This window comes from Streptomyces lateritius (genome assembly GCF_014649715.1).
Taxonomy (GTDB): Bacteria; Actinomycetota; Actinomycetes; order Streptomycetales; family Streptomycetaceae; genus Streptomyces; species Streptomyces lateritius.
This window is the reverse complement of sequence record NZ_BMTO01000021.1, coordinates 38,541-56,714: the sequence shown is the minus strand read 5'-3', so window position 1 is coordinate 56,714 and position 18,174 is coordinate 38,541. Positions and strand designations below refer to the sequence as shown.

Annotated in this window: 21 protein-coding genes and 1 pseudogene; 17 read left to right on the top strand and 5 right to left on the bottom strand. The window is 71.1% G+C overall.

The window, feature by feature from the left end:
- Positions 1 to 45: 45 nt before the first annotated feature.
- The 3 genes and pseudogenes from IE136_RS32110 to IE136_RS32100 all read right to left on the bottom strand — a co-directional run bounded on the left by IE136_RS32110 (position 46) and on the right by IE136_RS32100 (position 3,167).
- A pseudogene (locus IE136_RS32110) lies at positions 46 to 1,253 on the bottom strand (dihydrofolate reductase family protein).
- A 30-nt stretch (positions 1,254 to 1,283) separates the two neighbouring features.
- On the bottom strand, positions 1,284 to 2,681 hold the full coding sequence (locus IE136_RS32105; RefSeq protein WP_189602075.1) for a helix-turn-helix domain-containing protein: 1,398 nt from the start codon (positions 2,679 to 2,681) through the stop codon (positions 1,284 to 1,286).
- Positions 2,682 to 2,834: 153 nt separating this feature from the next.
- Positions 2,835 to 3,167 (bottom strand): GntR family transcriptional regulator, encoded by a 333-nt coding sequence (locus tag IE136_RS32100; protein ID WP_189602074.1) that lies wholly within the window; start codon positions 3,165 to 3,167, stop codon positions 2,835 to 2,837.
- Between the two features lie 348 nt (positions 3,168 to 3,515).
- On the opposite strand from IE136_RS32100, the gene IE136_RS32095 reads away from it, so the two are divergent.
- The 4 genes from IE136_RS32095 (at position 3,516) to IE136_RS32080 (ending at position 5,179) form a co-directional block, all read left to right on the top strand.
- Positions 3,516 to 4,085 (top strand): hypothetical protein, encoded by a 570-nt coding sequence (locus IE136_RS32095; protein ID WP_189602073.1) that lies wholly within the window; start codon positions 3,516 to 3,518, stop codon positions 4,083 to 4,085.
- Between the two features lie 104 nt (positions 4,086 to 4,189).
- The gene (locus IE136_RS32090; RefSeq protein ID WP_229819380.1) at positions 4,190 to 4,627 is read left to right on the top strand and encodes a hypothetical protein; all 438 of its coding nucleotides are present in this window, start codon (positions 4,190 to 4,192) and stop codon (positions 4,625 to 4,627) included.
- Positions 4,628 to 4,793: 166 nt separating this feature from the next.
- Complete coding sequence (locus IE136_RS32085; protein WP_189602072.1) at positions 4,794 to 4,997, top strand: hypothetical protein; 204 nt, start codon at positions 4,794 to 4,796, stop codon at positions 4,995 to 4,997.
- Positions 4,994 to 5,179 carry a hypothetical protein gene (locus IE136_RS32080; RefSeq protein ID WP_189602071.1) on the top strand — a complete coding sequence of 62 codons (186 nt, stop codon included), beginning with the start codon at positions 4,994 to 4,996 and terminating at the stop codon, positions 5,177 to 5,179. The genes IE136_RS32085 and IE136_RS32080 overlap by 4 nt, the downstream gene beginning before the upstream one ends.
- Positions 5,180 to 5,339: 160 nt before the next feature.
- Here IE136_RS32080 and IE136_RS32075 read toward each other — a convergent pair whose 3' ends face one another.
- Positions 5,340 to 6,581, bottom strand: coding sequence for an RNA-guided endonuclease InsQ/TnpB family protein (locus tag IE136_RS32075; RefSeq protein ID WP_189602070.1), 1,242 nt, complete (start codon positions 6,579 to 6,581; stop codon positions 5,340 to 5,342).
- A gap of 176 nt (positions 6,582 to 6,757) precedes the next feature.
- Here IE136_RS32075 and IE136_RS32070 point away from each other — a divergent pair, with 176 nt between their 5' ends.
- The 10 genes from IE136_RS32070 to IE136_RS32025 all read left to right on the top strand — a co-directional run bounded on the left by IE136_RS32070 (position 6,758) and on the right by IE136_RS32025 (position 16,101).
- Positions 6,758 to 7,024, top strand: coding sequence for a WhiB family transcriptional regulator (locus IE136_RS32070; RefSeq protein WP_189602158.1), 267 nt, complete (start codon positions 6,758 to 6,760; stop codon positions 7,022 to 7,024).
- A 113-nt stretch (positions 7,025 to 7,137) separates the two neighbouring features.
- Entirely contained in the window at positions 7,138 to 7,314 is a 177-nt protein-coding gene (locus tag IE136_RS32065) for a hypothetical protein (protein ID WP_189602069.1), read from the top strand.
- 112 nt (positions 7,315 to 7,426) lie between these two features.
- Complete coding sequence (locus IE136_RS32060) at positions 7,427 to 7,786, top strand: hypothetical protein (RefSeq protein ID WP_229819378.1); 360 nt, start codon at positions 7,427 to 7,429, stop codon at positions 7,784 to 7,786.
- A gap of 246 nt (positions 7,787 to 8,032) precedes the next feature.
- Positions 8,033 to 9,898, top strand: coding sequence for a DUF2637 domain-containing protein (locus IE136_RS32055; protein WP_189602068.1), 1,866 nt, complete (start codon positions 8,033 to 8,035; stop codon positions 9,896 to 9,898).
- Between the two features lie 116 nt (positions 9,899 to 10,014).
- Positions 10,015 to 10,494, top strand: a complete 480-nt coding sequence (locus IE136_RS32050; protein ID WP_189602067.1) for a hypothetical protein — start codon at positions 10,015 to 10,017, stop codon at positions 10,492 to 10,494.
- Positions 10,491 to 10,799, top strand: a complete 309-nt coding sequence (locus IE136_RS32045; protein ID WP_189602066.1) for a hypothetical protein — start codon at positions 10,491 to 10,493, stop codon at positions 10,797 to 10,799. The genes IE136_RS32050 and IE136_RS32045 overlap by 4 nt, the downstream gene beginning before the upstream one ends.
- Before the next feature lie 128 nt (positions 10,800 to 10,927).
- Positions 10,928 to 13,168 carry an ATP/GTP-binding protein gene (locus tag IE136_RS32040; protein WP_229819391.1) on the top strand — a complete coding sequence of 747 codons (2,241 nt, stop codon included), beginning with the start codon at positions 10,928 to 10,930 and terminating at the stop codon, positions 13,166 to 13,168.
- 21 nt (positions 13,169 to 13,189) lie between these two features.
- The gene (locus IE136_RS32035; protein ID WP_189602065.1) at positions 13,190 to 13,609 is read left to right on the top strand and encodes a conjugal transfer protein TraB; all 420 of its coding nucleotides are present in this window, start codon (positions 13,190 to 13,192) and stop codon (positions 13,607 to 13,609) included.
- An 80-nt stretch (positions 13,610 to 13,689) separates the two neighbouring features.
- Entirely contained in the window at positions 13,690 to 15,834 is a 2,145-nt protein-coding gene (locus IE136_RS32030; RefSeq protein ID WP_189602064.1) for a chromosome segregation protein ParM, read from the top strand.
- A gap of 78 nt (positions 15,835 to 15,912) precedes the next feature.
- Positions 15,913 to 16,101: a hypothetical protein gene (locus tag IE136_RS32025; protein ID WP_189602063.1), complete on the top strand. Its 189-nt coding sequence runs from the start codon at positions 15,913 to 15,915 to the stop codon at positions 16,099 to 16,101.
- A 1-nt stretch (position 16,102) separates the two neighbouring features.
- Here IE136_RS32025 and IE136_RS32020 read toward each other — a convergent pair whose 3' ends face one another.
- On the bottom strand, positions 16,103 to 16,264 hold the full coding sequence (locus IE136_RS32020) for a hypothetical protein (RefSeq protein ID WP_168725275.1): 162 nt from the start codon (positions 16,262 to 16,264) through the stop codon (positions 16,103 to 16,105).
- 223 nt (positions 16,265 to 16,487) lie between these two features.
- Between IE136_RS32020 and IE136_RS32015 the strand changes: the two genes are divergently transcribed.
- The 3 genes from IE136_RS32015 to IE136_RS32005 all read left to right on the top strand — a co-directional run bounded on the left by IE136_RS32015 (position 16,488) and on the right by IE136_RS32005 (position 18,152).
- Positions 16,488 to 16,982 carry a hypothetical protein gene (locus tag IE136_RS32015; protein ID WP_189602062.1) on the top strand — a complete coding sequence of 165 codons (495 nt, stop codon included), beginning with the start codon at positions 16,488 to 16,490 and terminating at the stop codon, positions 16,980 to 16,982.
- Between the two features lie 48 nt (positions 16,983 to 17,030).
- Positions 17,031 to 17,834, top strand: coding sequence for a hypothetical protein (locus IE136_RS32010; RefSeq protein ID WP_189602061.1), 804 nt, complete (start codon positions 17,031 to 17,033; stop codon positions 17,832 to 17,834).
- Between the two features lie 141 nt (positions 17,835 to 17,975).
- The gene (locus IE136_RS32005; protein ID WP_229819374.1) at positions 17,976 to 18,152 is read left to right on the top strand and encodes a hypothetical protein; all 177 of its coding nucleotides are present in this window, start codon (positions 17,976 to 17,978) and stop codon (positions 18,150 to 18,152) included.
- Positions 18,153 to 18,174 lie beyond the last annotated feature (22 nt).

Below are 18,174 nucleotides of genomic sequence, written 5' to 3'. Positions count from 1 at the left end.
CGCTGCGATCGACGCCTTTCTCGCTGATCACGTATACGCGTTGCACTACCGATCCCCGCCGACGAGGTGGCGGTTCGGCGTCTGCGCAGCGTCCGCGAGCTCGGGGAGTTCTACGACCGTGACGCCGGCGTCCTGGAGGAGCTCGGTTCCGTCAGCGCCGAGCACGAAGGTGTCTGGCTCGCGCCAAGCGGTGACGACGCGGCTGATCCCGGCGTTTCGGATGAGCTGCGCGCAAGGGAGTGGCCGGGAAGCCCGCTTGGCGCAGGGCTCGAGGGAGCTGTAGATGGTGGCGCTGCCGAGCCGGGGATCTCCAGCCGGGAGCTTAGCGAGCGCGGCTTCCTCGGCGTGGTCGAGCGGATTGTCCTCGCGGGAGTAGCCACGGGCCAGCTCGGTTCCGTCAGCGGCAACGATGACCGCGCCCACGGAGAACGCAGTCGTCGAGGGCGGGCAGAGGGCGGCGAGCTCGCAGGCGAGCGCGAGCCAGGCTCGGTCCGCAGTGTTGGATTTGCGGCCAGCACCGGGGGTGTTTGCGCTGCCGGATGTGGAGGCTGTGCTCATCGGGGCTCCGTGGAGACGTCCTTGGGGGCGTAGCGCAGGAGTACTACGTCGCCGATCTGGCGGGTTTCCAAGAGACGGAGGCGCGCGGTGGGGCCGCCGAGGTAGGTGGCGGGGCCGATCATGCGGACGGCGTCGGGCTGGCCGACGAGAAGCGGAGCGATGACGAGTTGGAGCTCGTCGGCGAGCGCTTCTTCGAGGAGCTGGGTGTGGATTGTGCCGCCGCCCTCGACCATGAGCCGCTGGACGTTGTACACGTCACCGAGTATGTCGAGGGCGGTCGGCCAGGTGGCCTCGGTGGGGACGTCCTGGATGGTGGCGAGGTCGCCGAGATTGGCACGGGCCTTCTCCGCGGCCTTGTCGCCGACGGCCAGGACGAGCTTCTCGCCACCGTGGTGCCAGAACTTCCAGTCGGGGTCGAGGTCGCCGGTTCCGGTGATGGTCACCTTCAGGGGGTACTCCGGCTGGCCGGCCGCGATCCGGGCCGCCCGACGTTCCTCCGAGTTGACCAGGAGGCGGGGATTGTCGGCGCGGAGCGTGCCAGAGCCGACGAGGATCGCGTCGACGCTCGCGCGTACGGAGTCGACGCGGTCGAAATCGGCGGCGTTGGAGAGCAGGAGCCGGTCTTCGCCCGGGCGTGTGTCGAGGTAGCCATCGAGAGAGACAGCGGCGGACAGCAGGACGTACGGGCGAGACACGGAGAACTCCATGAGTTGGGTGGGCGGGGGTCAGGCGGGGTGCAGGACGATTTGGTCGAGCGCAGCGCGGAACTCGGCGACACCAGGCTCCCGGGCGGCGAGGGCGAGCGTCTGGTCGAGACGGTCGAGCTGCCCGATGATCCGAGCGGACCCGGTCTCGGCGGCGATGCCGACGGCCTGAAGTCCAATTTGGGCGGCGAGGGGCACGTTGCCGGTTCCGGCGTGGGCGCGGGCGGCGCGGGCGAGGTAGACGCCGCGGTCGCGCCGGTAGGTGGGCGGGAGCGCGGCGATGGCGGTGTCGAAGCCGACGGCGGCCTGTTCGTACTTACCGAGCGCGGCGAGGGAGCGGGCGCGGGCGGTGTTGATGTATGCCTCGTCGAGCCATGAGCCCCAGACGCCGCCGGATTCCGCGCGGCCGAGCAGCGTCAGTGCGGTGTCGTACGTGTTCAGGGCTTCGGTGCCGTCGCCGAGGACCGCGTGCGCGTGGGCCTGGTGCATGACAGCGATGACCTCGAGACGGCTTCCGGGCCGCGCGGTGCGGCGGGCGGCGGCCGCGAGCCCGAGGGCGTCAGAAGGATGGCCGGTGTCGCCAGCCAGCTGGGCCTTTCGCCCGAGGATGTACGCGGTGAGGTCGGTGTCGCCCGTGATGTGAGAAGCGTCCAGGGCCTTCGCGGTGTGGCCCTGGGCAGTGCGCTCATCGCCGACGTCCTGGGCGAGCCAGCCGGCCAGCTCCTCGTAGCGGGTTTCCAGCGCGAGGAGCTCTGCAGCGTCAGCACCGCGGGCAGCACGACGGCGGGCGGCGAGCCGAGCGAGATGCTGCTGGAGCGCCGGCAGGACATGCCGGGGGCCGATCAGGTTGTCGGTCTGGATCATCACCCGGCGGAGCTGCGCGAAGTGGTCGATAGGAGAGGCCATATCGGCGGACATGGCGCTGGCTGTGGCCGTTGGAGCCGGAAGCGCGGTCGCGGCGAGGCCGGCGAGACCGGAGGCAAGGACGACGCGGCGGGGCACGGGCACGAACAGGATCCTTCCGTGGACGCGGCAGGGGACGACGACCGTGTCCGTGTCGTCATCGGTCGAGCCTGCCTGCCCGGAGGCTGCGCTGACCAGGTCCGTCAGTGATTCGGACACATGGAGCCCCGAAACGGACACATGCCCCTGGGGGGGATCACCGGTGCCGATGCGCTCCCACAGCTCGACCAGTAACCCGCGGCCATTCAGCAGGCGATCGAGCTCTTCGACCTCGGAGCGGTGCTTCGGGGCTCGCCTTCCGTTCTCCCATTTCCAGAGCTTGGAGTACGAGGAGAACATCGCTTCCGAGAGGCTGCGGAGGGTGTGACCGCTCCTCTCCCGGAGTTCCCGCACCGTGTAGCCGAAGCGGTCTAGGGGCGATGCCTCTGGAGTTAAGACGTTCGGCTTCTGCCCCACGCTGATCCCCCTCCATGTCTCCATTCGTTGTGTCCAGGCGCTGGACACATGTCAGATCTAGAACGCACCCCTCAGACGGGCCTACAACTGTCGTAGCGAAGCCGAGAGCCACTGAGGGGGATGGACATGCGAAGCGATACGAGGGAGTCGATGTCATCCATCGCCCCCCTGCTCGAGCTTGTCCAGACGTGCACGGAGCTCGGCGACCTGCGATTCAAGCGCCTTGATGGCGAGCGTAGTTGGGTCCTGGTCGTCGCTGCCCGAGGAATCGCTGACGAAGGAGCCGCGACCCTGATGGGAGTAGATCAGACCCCCGTTGCGCAGCTCGGTCAGAGCGCGCTGCACCGTGCCCGGCGCGACACCGTATTCGTCGGCCAGCTCTCGAGTGCTCGGCAACTTTGCGCCAGCGGTGAGTCGCCCCAGCCGGATCTTTTCGCGGTAGTCCTGGACGATCCGCTGGTAGGGCTGTGTGGCCTCGGTGCTCATGACCGACATGGTAGGTCGACCCCCTCGACATAGCTAGCTTGGATAGCTTCATCAACGAACCACTTGACACACCACTCACTGTATCAGTTAAGTTAGGTATGCCGACTAAGTAAACGGGTCGGCAAGATCTTCACGTGCTTGTTGCACCAATGCGGTAGGTCGTCCACCTCGCAAGAGGGGGCCGGGGTGATGGCGCCACCAAATCCCCCGGTTCTCGACCTCCACTGCACGTCGCAGCGCTATGCGCTGTCCGTCCGTCAGGACGCCGGGACCACCCGTGCGACCTGAGGGGCGGAGAGAGCACCGCGACGCACTCCCCTCCCCCCTTCGCAAATGAGGAGTTCCCCCATGTCCATCACCGCCGCGATGCCCACCGCCAAGAAGCGCCCCCGCCGGACCCGCACGAAGCAGGTCAGCCCCCTCCCCGCCATCCAGCTCTCCAAGCTCCTGCCCTCGCACATCGACCTCCGCAAGCCGCTCAAGGCGGTCCTGATCTGCACGGACTGCGAGACCTGGGTGCCGATCACCGGCATGCAGGGCAAGGTCCAGAAGCTCGTCCCGCACCACACCGGCAAGGCCAGCGCCGCCGCCGCGATCCGCTGCCGGAGCAGCAACCGTCTCGTCGATTTCGACCTGACGATCCCCGAGTGGCAGCGGGCCCTGACCGACGCCGATAAGGAAGCGTCCAGCCGCCAGGCCACCACGGTGCTGCCCAAGGCGTTCAGCCCGCAGACCGACCGCACCTTGCGGGCCCGGGAGGAGCGCACGCCGGCCGGACGCGTAGCCGACTGGGCCGCCGTGCTCCCCCGCGTGGCCGACGCCGACGAGGCCCGCCGGGCGGTGCCAGCCGGTGACGCCCCGGCGGAGGCACGGAGCGTGCCGCAGCAGCACCTGACCGTCCAGCGGCCCGCCTGCTGACCCACCCTCGTACGACCCGCCACGGCCCCGGCCGCCCTGATCACGGGGTGACCGGGGCCGTGGTCGTTCCCGCCCCGCCCGATCACCCTGACCTGGAGGACCTCATGCAGAACACCCTGGCCCTGACCGTCCGGCTGACCGCCGGATCTGTCCAGCACGGCGAGGTCTTCGACGCGGAGACCCTGGCACTCCTGGACGAGCTCGACGTCCCGCTGCCCACCGAGCTTGCCGACCTCGACGCCGACCTCGACATTGCTTGGGGCACGCCGCTGGAGATGTACGAGCCCGCGGGCAGCGCCCGGGAGATGCGCCGGTACGCGGCCGCGGTCCTGACCGTCCCGCCCGACCGCCGCCACGAGCTCGCCCTCACGTACGGCGCGGAGATCGCGGCCCGGGTCGACGCGTCCCGCGACATCCTCGCCGCCGACCCGCCCATCACCGCCCGCGTCCGCGAGCGCCTGGTCGACATCCTTCTCCCCCACGCCGACCGCCTGCGCAGGACGGTCCGCTCGGGATGCCGCCCCGAGTACGCCGCCGCCTGAACAGACGGCCCTGGACGGACGCCCACGATCAGCGGCCACCCCCTACTGCACCAAGGGGGTGGCCGCTGGTCGTGGCCGGTCGTACGACCCGCCAAAACGGCGACAGCCCCGGGGATTGCGCCCCCGGGGCTGTCCAGGACCTGACTCGGAGGACCTGATGCTCAGCATGATGACACGTCCCCTTCCCGCCGCTCCGTCGGCCGGCCTCTACAGCGACATGGAAGACGAGGACAACGCCCGCGGCCCGGAGCGGGACGAGACCGACACCTTCTACCAGCTGGTCCGCCCCCTGATGGCCGACGACCCCGAGGAGCTGAGCCGGAAGCTTGCCGAGGTCAACAAGCGCTCCTCGCAGGGCAGCGGCCGATGACCGCCCGCCCGACCGACGACCTGTACGTCCGCTACATGAAGTCGTTCGAGGACTCCACCACCCACCTCGGTGCCTGCGCGGCCTGCCAGGCCGAGCAGCCGTGCGAGACCGGAGCGCCGATCCACGAGCGCTTCGCCCGACTCCAGGACGCCTACACCGCACGACAGAAGCAGCAGCGCTGACCCCGGCCCTGCCCGTCGTCCCCGCGCCCTTCCCGGCCGGGGCCGGCGGAGAGCCGGGAGCTTCCCCCGTTCTGGCCGCCCTGCCGCCCAAGGACCGTGTCCTGTACGGATCGGTCCGCCGGACCCTTCTGGGAGGCCCTGTTGACATCCTCCCTTCCTCTTAGGGAAGGGATCCCGCCTGCCTGCCAGTTGTGCCTGGCGCCGGCTTCGGGTGGGTTCCCCGTTCAACGGGCCGCGCCTGGTGTGGGATCTCCACGCCGGGGCTTACCGGCCCTCCGGGGGCGTTTAGCCTCTCCGCCTGCCCGGCGGCGAGGATTACACGCGACGCATTGAGGTCGCGGTCGTGCACAGTCTCGCACCCACCGCATGTCCAGGTCCGGACGCGGAGGGGCTTTTTGCCGTCCACTACCCAGCACACCGAACAGGTCTGGGAGGAGGGAAGCCACCGCGAGACAGCACCAACGTGTCGACCATGCCTTGCAGCCTTCTCCTCCAGCACGCGGCGGAACAGCCCCCACGCGGCGTCGTGGACGGACTTCGCGAGGCGGGTGCGCGCGAGGCCGGAAACCGCCAGGTCTTCGAGGTACACCGCTTGGTTCTCGCGGAGCAGCCTCGAAGCGGTCTGGTGGCACCAGTCCTTGCGTGCGTCGGCGACCCGGGCGTGAGCCCTGGCCAGTCTTGTACGCGCCTTGGCGCGGTTCGCTGAACCCTTCGCCTTCCGGCTGAGGTTCTGCTGGGCCTTGCGTAGCTTCCGCTCGGCACGTCGCAGGAAGCGGGGATTGTCGATCGTTTTGCCGTTGGAGAGCACCGCGTAGGTGGACAGCCCAAGGTCGATGCCGACCTCGGTGTCCACTGGCTCCAGAGAGGTCGGCTCGGCTTGGACGATGAAGACAGCGAAATATCGGCCCGACGCGTCCATGATCACCGTCACACTGGACGGGGCCGAAGGCAGGGGCCGAGACCACCGCACACGCACATCGCCGATCTTGGCGAGGTTTAACCGTCCGTTGTTCCGGAGGCGGAACCCATTCTTCGAGAAGCGGACTGCCTGCCGGCTATCGGACCGCTTCTTAAAGGTCGGCAGGCCCATCGGCCTGCCGCGCCGTTTTCCTGACAGCGAGTCGAAGAAGTTCTTATACGCAGCATCCAGGTCCCGGAGCGAGGACTGGAGCGCATCCACAGACACCTCCGCAAGCCACGCCCGTTGCGGGGTCCGCTTGCCCTCCGTGATCACCCTCCGGGCAAGTTCGCCTGCGGAGATCTTGGACCGGTCCGCCTTCCATGCGGCCTTTCGTAAGGCCAGCGCGTCGTTGTAGACCACCCGGGCGCAGCCAAAGGTGCGGGCCAGCGCGATGCGCTGCCTTGGCGTCGGCTCGATCCGGAACGAGTACCGCAGATACACGTGATCAACGTACCGGTCGCCACTGACAGCACCGTTCCGCCCGCAAAGCGACTGGTTTTCCCAGCCCGGCTCTGCAGGAGCGCCCCCTTTTCTCCCCCACCTGACGGTGGGACATCCACGAAGGAGATCCGATGAACCGCTCCGTCGTACGCACCAGCTACGCCCCCTCCGCTGACATGCCGGTCAACACGAACTGGCGGGACCGCAGCGCGTGCCGCGAGGAGGACCCCGACCTGTTCTTCCCGATCGGCAACACCGGCCCGGCGCTGCTGCAGATCGAGGAGGCCAAGGCCGTCTGCCGTCGCTGCCCCGTGATGGAGACCTGCCTCCGGTGGGCGCTGGAGCACGGCGAGGACGGCGGCGTCTGGGGCGGTCTGAGCGAGGACGAGCGCCGGGCCATGAAGCGCCGCGCCGCCCGCCAGCGGGCTCGCAACGCCTCCTGATCCGGTCTGCAGGCTGCCTGATCCGCCCGCACCGACCGTCGACCACGGCGGCCGGGACGGGCGGTGACGGGGAGCCGGACAGCCCGGACCGATTCCTGGAAGGCAGGACAGACATGCGCGGAGACCGCATCACCCTCACCGCGGACATCGAGGCCCTGGGCACCCGGCACCGCGCCGGGGAGCAGGGGACCGTGGAGGAGGTGCACACCGGAGGCCACCTGACGGTCCGCATGGACGACGGCCGCCACAACTTCCCCACCCGCGACGAGGTCACCACCGGCCCGCAGTGACGGACTGCCGGTTGCCTGATCCGCTCGTCCCGGCCGCCGCGCACCACGGCGGCCGGGACGAGCGGTGAGGGGGAGCTGGACAGCCCGGACCGAACAGTCGAGGGAGGCCCTTATGGCCACGACGATGACCCCGCTCCAGCCCGGCACGGAAGCCGCCGCCCCGGCCGCCGCGTTCGCGATCTTCGGCAGCGACATCCCGCCGATCGACCCCGACGACTACGACGGCAGCTGGCGCACCACCCTCCACGTCATCGCGGAGGAGTGGGTGGGCGAGGGCCGCTTCGTGCGGCACGCCGCCCGCACCGCGACCGCGCTCAACGAGCTGTTCGCCATGCAGAGGTTGTACGGCGTCGGCTCGCCCGAGGCGCTCGCCGAGGGCACCAGGCTCCAGCCGCTGATCGACCGGTGCCGCCACTTCGGCATCACCACCGCCGACCTTCGGCGGCACGGCGCGCAGTTCCCCGAGCGCTGACGCTGACTTCGCGTCCGCCCGGCGGGAGCTGATCCCAGTTTCGAGCCCGCCCCGCGCTGCTTCGCGAGTACGGCCGCCCGCCCCCCGGGCCGCCGGCCCTTTCGTGGGTGCGGAGCGGGTAGAGCCGGTGTCCAGTTCGCAAGCAACCATCCCCACCCCGGGCCGTTTCGGGAACGCCTCACCGCGTTTCGGGAGCAGCCCCCGCCGTTTCGCGCACACCCTGAACGACCCCCTTCGGAGGCCCTCATGACGATCACCGACTGGCCGCGAACCGCGGCTGAACCCGACCCCGAGACGGCTTCACCGGCCGCCGTTTCGGGAACGCCCACGCCGGTTTCGCGGACGACCGACGTCGTTTCGGAGACGGCGGAGTTCGTTTCGGAGACGGAAAGCGGAACCGGAACGAAGCCCTCCCCGGGGAAGTTGACCGGCACTCAGAAGTGGGCGGCCGGGGCGATCGTGATCGCCGCGCTCGTCCTCGCGGGCATCGGCCTGTACCTGTCCTTCGAGCACGTCGCGATCTTCGCCTTCGAGCGGCTCCGCTTCGGCTCGCTGGGCAAGGGCCAGATGTTCGCGGTGGGCGTCGACGTCGGCATCATGGTCATGATCGCCGTCGACCTGCTGATGGCCTGGCTCAAGCGCCCCATCAGCTGGATCCGCTACCCGGTGTGGCTGCTGACGGCCGTCACGGTCGTCCTCAACGCCGCGTCCGGCGCTCCCCGGGACCGGGCGTGGGCGCTGATGGACTACGTCGCGGCCGGCGCCCACGGCGTCGTGCCGGTCCTGTTCATCATGGTGGTGGAGCTCGGCCGCGACGCGATCGACCGCGTTGTCCGTCCTGACCAGGCCGAACGCGACTCGATCCCATGGCTGCGGTGGGTGCTCGCCCCCGTGGCGACGGCCCGGATCTTTCGCCGGATGCGGCTGTGGGGCGTCACCTCCTACCCGGAGATGATCCGCCGCGATCAGGACCTCATCGCCTACGAACAGTGGCTCAAGCGCAAGTACGAGGGCGACATCTCCCAGGCCACCGAGGACGAGCTGCTGCCGATGAAGATGGCCCCGTACGGCTACACCGTCGCCCAGGCCCTGGCCATGCCCGACGAGCAGGAACAGGCAGCCGCCGAGCGTGAGGAGGAGGCGGAGCGCCGCCGCCTGGACGCGGAGACCCGCAGCGAGGTCGCCAAGGCGGAGTCCGCAGCCGAGCGGCTGCGGGCCAAGGGGAAGGTGGAGCTGGTCCAGGCGGAGGTCGACGGCCAGACCGGGCAGGCCCGAGCGCACGCCCGAGCCCAGGTCAGCGCCGCAGAGCGGGCCGCTGAGCTGGAGCTGCAGGCCCTCGACAACGCTGTGGTCGCCGAAGCCCGCGCCCGTGAGGCCGAGGCGGAGCGAGCGGAGGCCGAGGAGCGCAAGGCGGCGGCGGCCGCCGACCTGGCGAAGGCCGAGCTCGAGCGGAAGGCCGCCGAGCAGCGCAGGGCGGCGGCGGAGGCAGACAAGGTCGCGGCGGCGGAGGCCGGCGCGATCGAGACCGCCCGGATCGCCGAGGCGCGCAAGGTGAAGGCTGCCGCCGACCTGGAGGCGGCCGAGCTGGAGCGCCGGGCGGCGCAGAAGCGGAAGGAAGCTGCGGAGGCCGACCGGGTCGCCGCGGCGGAGGCGCAGGCCATCGAGACCCAGGCCATCGCCGAGGCCCGCGAGGCCGCTGCCGAAGCGGACCGGCGTGCTGCCGAAACGGAGAGGGCTGCTGCCGAAACGCGGCGGGCCGCTGCCGAAGCCGACCGCAAGAAGGCGGAGGAGGACCGCCGCCAGGCGGCCGCTCTCGCCGACATCGCGCGCTCCCAGAAGGAGGCTGCCGAAGCCGAGCGGGCCGCTGCCGAAACGCGGCGGGCCGCCGCCGAAATCGAGCGGCGCGCTGTCGAAGCTGAGGACGCCGCGAAGCTCAAGCCGCGCGAGCGGGCGGTCCGCAAGGTCGCCCGGATGATCCTCGCCGCCGGTGGCGACGCCGACCGGCTGCCGCTCTCCGAAATCCAGCACGAGCTGGCGGTCACCTCGCCCGGCACGGCCTCGGAGTACCGCCAGGAGGCGGCCGAGCTGCTCGCCGGCGGCTACCGCCCCTGATCCACCGTCCGGCACACACCAGTGAGGGCCAGCCCGCGCGAATCGGGCTGGCCCTCGCTGCGACTGCCGGAAGCAGTCACAGCCCCACCAGTACACCCCAGGAGGGAATCCCCGCCGTGAACAGCAACAACGACCCGAACTACTCCCCCCTGCGCGACGTCGCGCAGAGCCCGGAGGCAACCGCCCGGTACCTGGCCGACGTCCAGCGGGTCCTGCTGGACATCGGCAAGAACCTGGAGACCCTCTCGATCGAGACCCAGGTGCACCTGCGCGACACCCACGTGGAGGGCGACCGCTGGTACCACGCCAGGCTGCGCGCGATGCCCGTCGAAAGGGCCCTCGGAAACGTCCTCAAGAACCTGAAGAACCTCACCGAGGGTCTGGAAAAGAGCGCCTACAAGCGCCGGGCCCACGACGAGGCCGTGGTGAATACGGCCAAGGAAAGGAAGGAAAAGGAGCTGGAAAAGCACCGTAAGAAGAACCCGCCGGTCCTCCAGGCCGCGCCCAACCCGCCGCAGCAGGGTGCGCAGCAGCAGAATTCCGGCTACAGTGGTCCCACGTCGATTTACGACCTCGGTAAGAGGGAGTCGGCGTGACGCGCCCCCTCAGCAGCATCGAACGCTCCATTCAAGGGCGGAACGGCTGGCTGCAGGAAGAAGAGCGCAAGGCGATCGAAAGTCGCGGCGAGACCGGCCGGATGGAATTCTGGCTCCGCGTCACCCGGACTGAAATCACCAGGGAAGTCAAATCCGGTCGTGACGATGTCCTCACCGCATTCACGCTGGTCTGCCGCCTCTTCAAGCTGGTGCTGGAGAAGCGGCAGGCGGGCGACCCGCGGCTGTTCGACCACCTCATGCAGTACGCGGACACCGTCCTGAAGCAGCACGGCCCGCGTCACTGAGCGTCACCCACGAAGGCCCCGCCGGGCTCCGGCGGGGCCTCGCGCGCGTAAAGCGTGCACACGTGCACGTGCACGCGCGTGCACACGAGACCCCACTGTCTGTCAAGTCCCCAGGAGGGAGGTGCCCCGTGTCCGACGAGTCCGACGAGACCGGCGGCGGGACCCTGGTCCACGGTCCGTGGAGCGGTGATTCCACCTATGAGCTGCCGCCGATTCCGGATTTCATCGACACCATTCCGCCGCCGGAAGAAGTCCCGGAGGCTCCCCCGGAAAGCCCGGAGGAGACCACCATGGAACTTCCCGCAGTTCCGGCGGCCCCGGACCCCGTACTGGCGATGCGTTCCGAAGGAATCGCCCCGCCGGTAACCGAGGAATCCGAAGGCGAATACGAGGAAGGCGAATACGAGCAGCGTCGCTCTCTCGCCGACCGCCTCGGTGACTGGCTGGAACTCCGGCTGGAAATGGCGCGGGCTAATCACGAAAGCGAGACGCCTTTCCGCGAGGCTGAAATTGCGCGGAAGGCGGCGCTGCTGGAGGGTCGCACCGCGCAGGAAGTCGCGATGATGGAGCAGAACGGAAAGCTCCACGCCGCGATGATGAAAGCGAAGGGCGACAAGGCGGCGGCGCGTGGAAAAGCCGACGCCGACCGCACGAAGGCGTCCGGCGCGGCGTCCGGCTCCGGGATGGGGGCGGACAAGGGCCGCTCGAAGGCCGGCGGCGGGGGCGGCTCCTCGCGCGGCGGAGGCGGCAGCGGGGCCTCCCGCACCAACTCCGGCGCCGGGCCGAGCCGGACCGGGCCGTCACGCGGCTCCAACTCCGGCGGCCCTGGCGGCCGTTCGGGGTCCGGCTCGACCGGGAGCGGCGGAGGCGGCAAGGGCGGCGCGAAGGGCTCCGAGCGGGGCTCTGGCGGCCGTGCAGCCGGTTCCGGGCACAACGGGTCGTCCGGGGGCTCGAAAGGCTCTCAGACGGGCTCTGGCGGCTCCGGCCGGAACGGCAACTCCAAGGCCGACAGCGGCGGTCCGGCGTCCAGCCCCCGTGCCGAGCGGGCCCGCGGCCGCCAGGAGCGCGCCGGGGCCCGGCAGGCCGGGCGGCAGGAACGGCGCGGCGCCGGGCACGCCGCCGATGTCGCGGACCGGTCCAAGGACCGCGATCAGGCCCGAGCGCAGCGGCAGCAGGCGTGGGAGGACCGACGCGCGAAGAAGGCAGCGAGGGCGGAGGCGCGGAAGGCGAAGCGGGAAGCCGCGGCGTCGGCCGACCCGGGCCGCACCACGCTGGGCCGGGCCGTCGGCGAGGAAGCGCAGCGCCGCTGGGACAAGCGCCGCGCCGACGCGAAGGCCGCCGCCGACGCGAAGGACGGCAAGGCCGGCGCGGAGAAGGTCAGCCTGACCAAGGAGAAGGACTCCAAGGGCAAGGACTCGGAGGACTCCAAGGCGAAGGGCGCCGACGGCAAGGACTCCAAGACCGCCAAGGACGGCCCTGACGGGGCCTCCAGCGCCGCGAAGGACGGCAAGGCGGGCGACGAGCCGGGCAAGGACTCCAAGGCCGGTGACGGGGCGTCTGACGGCGCGAAGAAGCGCCGCCGGTTCCGGCGCCGGCGCGCCGCCAGCACGGGCCGGGCCGGACGTCGCGGGCGTACCCGCCGCACCGGTCGAACCGGCCGGGCGGGACGCGGTCGTACGGGACGCGCTGGTCGCTCCGGCCGCCCGGCGGACAGCCCGTTCGGCGCGGAGGAGTCGACCCCGACGGTGGAGTGGCCCGACCGTCCCACCCGCCCGCCGCGCACCGGCACCAAGAGCGGCGAGGACGACATCGTCGACGCCGACATCGTCCCCGACGGACCCGCGGCCGTCACGACCGGCGTGCGGGGCCTGCCGCCCGCGCCGGAGCCGCACACCGTACGGCCCGGCACCAGCCGGCCGACCAGCACGGAAGGGAGCAGCGTGAGCAGCTCGCAGGTCAGCAGGCCGTCCGGCAACGGCGGCCTGGCCGCCCAGCACCGGACCGACATCACGTTCGACGAGTACCTGATGGGGATGGCGAACATCGCCATCCAGGCCGCCTCCGACCAGGAGCGGGCCGAAGCCCTCGCGGAGGCCCTGGACAAGGTCGCCGACGCCCTGCGGGACATGGCCACCGACCTGGTCGGCGACCACAACGTCAGCACCCAGGTCACCGAGCTGATCTCGGACCTGGCCGACTCCGCGGCCCGCATGAAGCAGCAGGCCGAACGGTGCGCGACCGAGTGCGGGCTGGCCTTGGAGGCCGCCAAGCTCGCGGCCGCGATGGTCGCCCGCGTGTACGGCGAGGACATGGCCGCCAAGGAAGACGCGGGCCTGACGTACACGTCGGCCGCCGCCCACCACGACTAGAAAGCAGGGAGGAAACCCGCTGTGAGCAGTGCCCCCGCACCCCGCCCCAACGGCGCGGCGCCCGCCGTCGCCGACGGCGACAACCGCTACAAGGCCGTCCAGGCCAAGCTCGACGTCCTCGGGCGCGCGCTCGACGACGCCGGGCTCGGCCTCGAGGAGCTCGTGCGCAGCGTCAGGAGGAACGCCAAGCGGGCCGAGGACGTGGCCCGCGACATCGACAACGCCGGACTCGACACGAAGTTCGTGGAGCTGACCAGCAACGTCGCCGTCGCCCTCGGCGGCGCCGGGGTGCAGGTCAAGAAGCTCTCCGACACCGCCCAGGAGACCGCCGACCTCACCCACCAGACCCGGCGCACCCACGCCCGGCTCTACGGCGCGCTGGACGACATCCGCTCGGGCCGGCGCGAGAAGACGCCCCGGCCCGGGTTCTTCAACCGCTGACCCCACTCCCCCACCCCGCCACGGGCGGCCCCGCACACCAGCGGGGCCGCCCGTGCCCGTTCGCCCCGAAGGAGAAGCCGGTGGCCACGCCGCGCAGTGTCACGCTCGAACGCCTCGCCTACACCCTCGCCGCGCCCGTGCTGGCCGTGGCCCCGAACCTCTACCCCGACAGCCCCGTCAACCAGGTCGTGCAGCTCGCCGGCGCGGCCGGGATCGGCGGCTGGGTGCTCGCCGCCAAGAGCGACGAGCCCGGCGCCGGACGCAAGATCCTGCGCTGGACCCCGCTCGTGGCCGCCGCCGCGATCGACGTCGCCGCCAAGAACACCAGCGGCTGGGGCCCGTACGGGATGGACGGCCTCCTCGCCGCCGGATGGGCGGCACTCGGCCTGCTGGTGCTGCCCTACTCCCGGCACACCCGCCGTCGCCACCGTCCCGCCCTCGCCGCCCCCGCCCCGCAGCCGGCGCCCGCCGAAATCCCCGAGCCGGTAGCCCCGCCGGTGCCGGACGACGGCGCGGACCTGCTCACCCGCGAGGTGCGGATGCTGTGGGAGAACGCCGGGATGCCCGGCCGCACCCACGTCGTCAAGGCCACCCGGCACCCCGGGCAGCGGCACGACATGACGATCCTGCTGCGCGCCTCGGAGACCGGACGGCCGATCACCGGCCTCACCGAGGCCGCGGTCGCAGCCCCGTTCGCGGTGCCGTCCAGCGACGTCGCGCTGTCGGAGGTCGCCATCCAGCCCGGCCGCCAGGGCGGCCCCGGCTGGATGGAGGCTCACATCACCCCCGACGCCAACCAGCGCCGTCGCACCAAGCCGACCGACCAGGAGAAGTGGACGGACCGGGTCGCCAGCTCCAAGGGCGGCGCCCCCGGCTCCGAGCTGGTCCACACCACCCGCGACAACGAGCGCGGCGTGACGTTCTACCGGGCGAGGATGGCCGACCCCACCGACACCCCGCGCATCGACCTGCCCAAGCTCTGCCGCGCCCTGGGCCTGCCCGAGGACGACAGCCGCGTCTTCGTGCTGGTCGAAGGAGCCGAGTTCCTGATCAGCGTGTTCGACACCCCGCCGCTGTCCCCGAAGTTCCCCGCCACCCGCGAGCTGCTCAGCCCGGACGCCAAGGGCATGTACGTGTGCGGGTTCAGCATCACCGGCCAGCCGGTGCACAACTTCGTGTTCCAGCACGACAAGAACGCCGCCAAGCACGGCCTGGTCCTCGGCGTCACCCGCGGCGGCAAGACGCAGTTCTTCGCCGTCACCATGGTGGCCGAGTCCAACGCCGGACAGATCGTGTGGCTGTCGTCCTGCTTCAAGGACGAGAAGACGACCGCCCTCGGTGAGTACATCGACCGCCAGGGCATCACCCCGCTCTACATGGCCCGCCAGCTGCGCGCGGCCAAGGCCCTGTGCCAGATCCGGGCGGAGATGCCCTGGGCGCACGACGGCAAGCCGCACGACTACAAGCCCGGCGACCCGCGCTGCCCCTACAAGCAGCTCAACGTCTACGCCGATGAGTTCATGACCGCGAGCCAGGACCCCGAGTATGGCGAGTTCATCCAGGCCGACGGCGACGCCCTGACCGTCATGGGCCTCAAGTACGGCATCGGCTTCAACCCGGCCGGACAGAGCCCGTTCGCGCACAACGGGTTCTCCACGGAGATGAAGGACAACCTCCGGCAGAACTCGAGGCCGGTCATCTTCAACATGGGTTCGCCCGGCGCCACCCGCAAGGCGGCGGAGGGCACCATGGAGAACGCCTACGACGTCCCGACCATCCCCGCCCGCTACGCCCCCAAGGAAGGCAGTGCGATCGAGCGGGCCATGGCCGGAGAGGCCGAACCCGAGAACGGTGTCTCCACCGGCGGTGTCGCGGTCGTGGTCCTCGACAACGGGCGGGCCGTCCTGATGAAGGCGCTGTACGTGGACTTCGACGACGACCTGGCCGACCTGTTCCCCAGCGAGATCAACCGGCTCACCGACTACGAGATCAGCGAGCTGGAGAAGCTCGGCCTGTGGTTCGACTGGAGCGAGCCCGAGCCGCGGCCCGGCGAGTTCTGGCCCGAGCCCGACGAGGACGACGACGGCGACGGCAAGCCCCGCCGGCGCGGAGGCGGCGGCAAGGGCGGAGGCGGGCGCGGCTCCAAGAGCGGCCGCAGCGCCGAACCGAAGGTCACCTCGCCCCGCCAGGCGCTGGAGGCCATCAAGAGCCTCACCGACGCCTGAACCACCCACCCATCACCCAGGGGCCGGCCCGCCCGAACGGCGGCCGGCCCCCGTTGTTCGCGAAGGAGTACCCCCGCCGTGGCCCTGTCCATCTCCGCCGCCGCGCTGCTCGCCATCATCGTCGTCGTCCTGGTCCAGGGCGGACACGTCCGCTTCGGCCCCGCGCTGACCTGCACGCTGTTCGGCTTCACCCTCGCCGCCACCGGCCTGGCCCCGGCCATCAACACCGGCCTTGCCGGGCTCGCCGGACTGCTCGCCAGCTTCTGACCTACGCCTCGGTCCACGGCGGGTCGGGCGTGTAGTTGAGCCCGTCGCAGAAGCGGCAGTCCCACTCCGACGGGATCTCCCACTTGTCGACCCAGAAGCCGACCTGCTTGCCGACGAAGTAGTTGTCCCCGCCGCACCATCCGCAATCGAAGACGAACTCCACCCGACTCCCTCCACCGCGTCTGCCGGATCGAGGATGCCCGGGGCGCCGGTGCGGTGACTACCCACCCGTCAGCCTCAAATCACCTGCTGCACAACGCCGAAGGGCGCCGCCGGACACGACTCCGGCGACGTCCTTCCCCGTTGCACGGCCACTGCCCCCGCGCGCCCTCCCAGCCTCACGGCCAGGAGGGCGCGCCCCTTTCCCGCGTGATCGGAGAACCCCGATGGACCCCCTGCACACCACCCAGTCCGGCATGCCCGAGTCCGAGGCCGCGGCCGAAGCCCGCCGCCTGCTCGACGAGTGGGCGGCCCAGCCCGTCCGGCAGCACCCCACCTCCTACCGCGACGACACCGCGCCGCCAGCCTTCGGCACCACCCCGCCCGTACCGCAGCCCGACCACCGCATCGTCCCGGCCTGGGCGGCCGGGATCGCCGTCGCGAGCATCGGCGTCGGCGCCGGGATCACCGGCATCGGCTGCGGCGCCTGGCTCGTCCTGCAGGGCCTGGCCTCCGTCACCCTCGCCGGGGTCCTCATGGTCACCCTCCCGTTCGCGGGCCTGGCCATGGCCGCCACCGCCATCGGCGGCGCGATCAGCAAGGCCCGCGCGGCCGTCACCAAGAACGTCTACGAGGGCCCGGTCACCCACCACACCGAGATCCACAACAACAGCACCACCCGCGGCGCGTTCTTCGCCCGCACCCGCAACGAGATCCACTGACCCGCCCACCACCATCACCCGCCCTCCGGCACAGGGAGCAGCCACGCCATGACGCACAACGACAAGCCGATCATTGGCCAGGACAACCCGTCCTTCCTCGACCTGCTCAACCAGTTGCCGCCCGAGCCGCCGGCCCCCGAACTGCACGGCCAGCACGGCACAGGGCGGCTCGCGTGGCTGCGCGCCGCGTGGAAGCGGTCCTGGGAGGAGGGCGGCTTCCTCTACGAGCGGTGGGAGGAGGTCGGCCAGGCCCGGCACGTCAGCTGGTACGAGATCGCCAACTGGATCAAGGCCGCTCTCCTGTTCGGCGGACTCAGCCTCATCGTGCTGATGCTGGACGCCGCCGGTGACATCGCCTCCGCCGCGCTCAAGGGCCTGTCCGACGTCCCGGCGTCCGGCGCCGGTGACGGCAGCGGCCTGTGGGGCACGGTCGACCACCCGATCCGCGTGTTCCTCGCCGACCAGGCCGCGCACCTGCCGGTCGCCCCGGCCGCCCTGTACGCGTTCTGGCAGCTGACCGGGCTGGTCGGCCTGGTCGGCGGGTTCTTCGGCAACGCCGGAGCCCGCATCGCCTGGCTGCTGTTCGGGATCGGTTCCCTCGCCATGATCTGGTCCGCCACCCCGGGCGGCGGCCGCGCCGCCGCCACCGGCCTCGCCGCCCTCATGTGGGCGCTCGCCAGCATCTTCGCCCTGCGCGGCCTGACCCTGCGGCCGATCGTCCACAACTACCCGCCCCAGTTCCAGCCCCAGTTCAGCCCCTCCCTGCACCTGCACGCCACCCTGCCCGCCCCCACCCCGGCCGGTGACGACTACGGCGACGAACCGGACAACGTCCACCCGCTCCAGCGCTGAACCCCACCCCGCCGCGCGCCCCGGGCCGGAGCGCGCGGTCACCGAACTGACGAAGGGACATCCCATGCAGCTGAAGGCACCGAGTTCCGCATCGCCACCTTCCACGGCCGCCACGACGGCGCCCCGGCGAAGGTCACCGCCGTGCGCGACGACACCCGACCCGAGCCGTACTTCTGGCTGTGCGGCTGCGGCGCCACGCGCTCGTTCCCGACCGAGGACGGCGTGTTCCCCAGCGCCTGGCGGCACACCCACCCCACCCGCCTCGACCGGCTGCGGCAGTGGGCCACCCGCCGACTGAGCACCCGCCGCGCTCACTGACCTGACGCCCTGCCTGGCCCTC

Excerpts from the sequence above, each read along its gene's own strand:
- IE136_RS32100 (WP_189602074.1), bottom strand. The coding sequence starts at position 3,167 with ATGAGCACCGAGGCCACACAGCCCTACCAGCGGATCGTCCAGGACTAC.
- IE136_RS32095 (WP_189602073.1), top strand. The coding sequence starts at position 3,516 with ATGTCCATCACCGCCGCGATGCCCACCGCCAAGAAGCGCCCCCGCCGG.
- IE136_RS32090 (WP_229819380.1), top strand. The coding sequence starts at position 4,190 with ATGCAGAACACCCTGGCCCTGACCGTCCGGCTGACCGCCGGATCTGTC.
- IE136_RS32085 (WP_189602072.1), top strand. The coding sequence starts at position 4,794 with ATGATGACACGTCCCCTTCCCGCCGCTCCGTCGGCCGGCCTCTACAGC.
- IE136_RS32080 (WP_189602071.1), top strand. The coding sequence starts at position 4,994 with ATGACCGCCCGCCCGACCGACGACCTGTACGTCCGCTACATGAAGTCG.
- IE136_RS32070 (WP_189602158.1), top strand. The coding sequence starts at position 6,758 with ATGCCGGTCAACACGAACTGGCGGGACCGCAGCGCGTGCCGCGAGGAG.
- IE136_RS32065 (WP_189602069.1), top strand. The coding sequence starts at position 7,138 with ATGCGCGGAGACCGCATCACCCTCACCGCGGACATCGAGGCCCTGGGC.
- IE136_RS32060 (WP_229819378.1), top strand. The coding sequence starts at position 7,427 with ATGGCCACGACGATGACCCCGCTCCAGCCCGGCACGGAAGCCGCCGCC.
- IE136_RS32055 (WP_189602068.1), top strand. The coding sequence starts at position 8,033 with ATGACGATCACCGACTGGCCGCGAACCGCGGCTGAACCCGACCCCGAG.
- IE136_RS32015 (WP_189602062.1), top strand. The coding sequence starts at position 16,488 with ATGGACCCCCTGCACACCACCCAGTCCGGCATGCCCGAGTCCGAGGCC.
- IE136_RS32010 (WP_189602061.1), top strand. The coding sequence starts at position 17,031 with ATGACGCACAACGACAAGCCGATCATTGGCCAGGACAACCCGTCCTTC.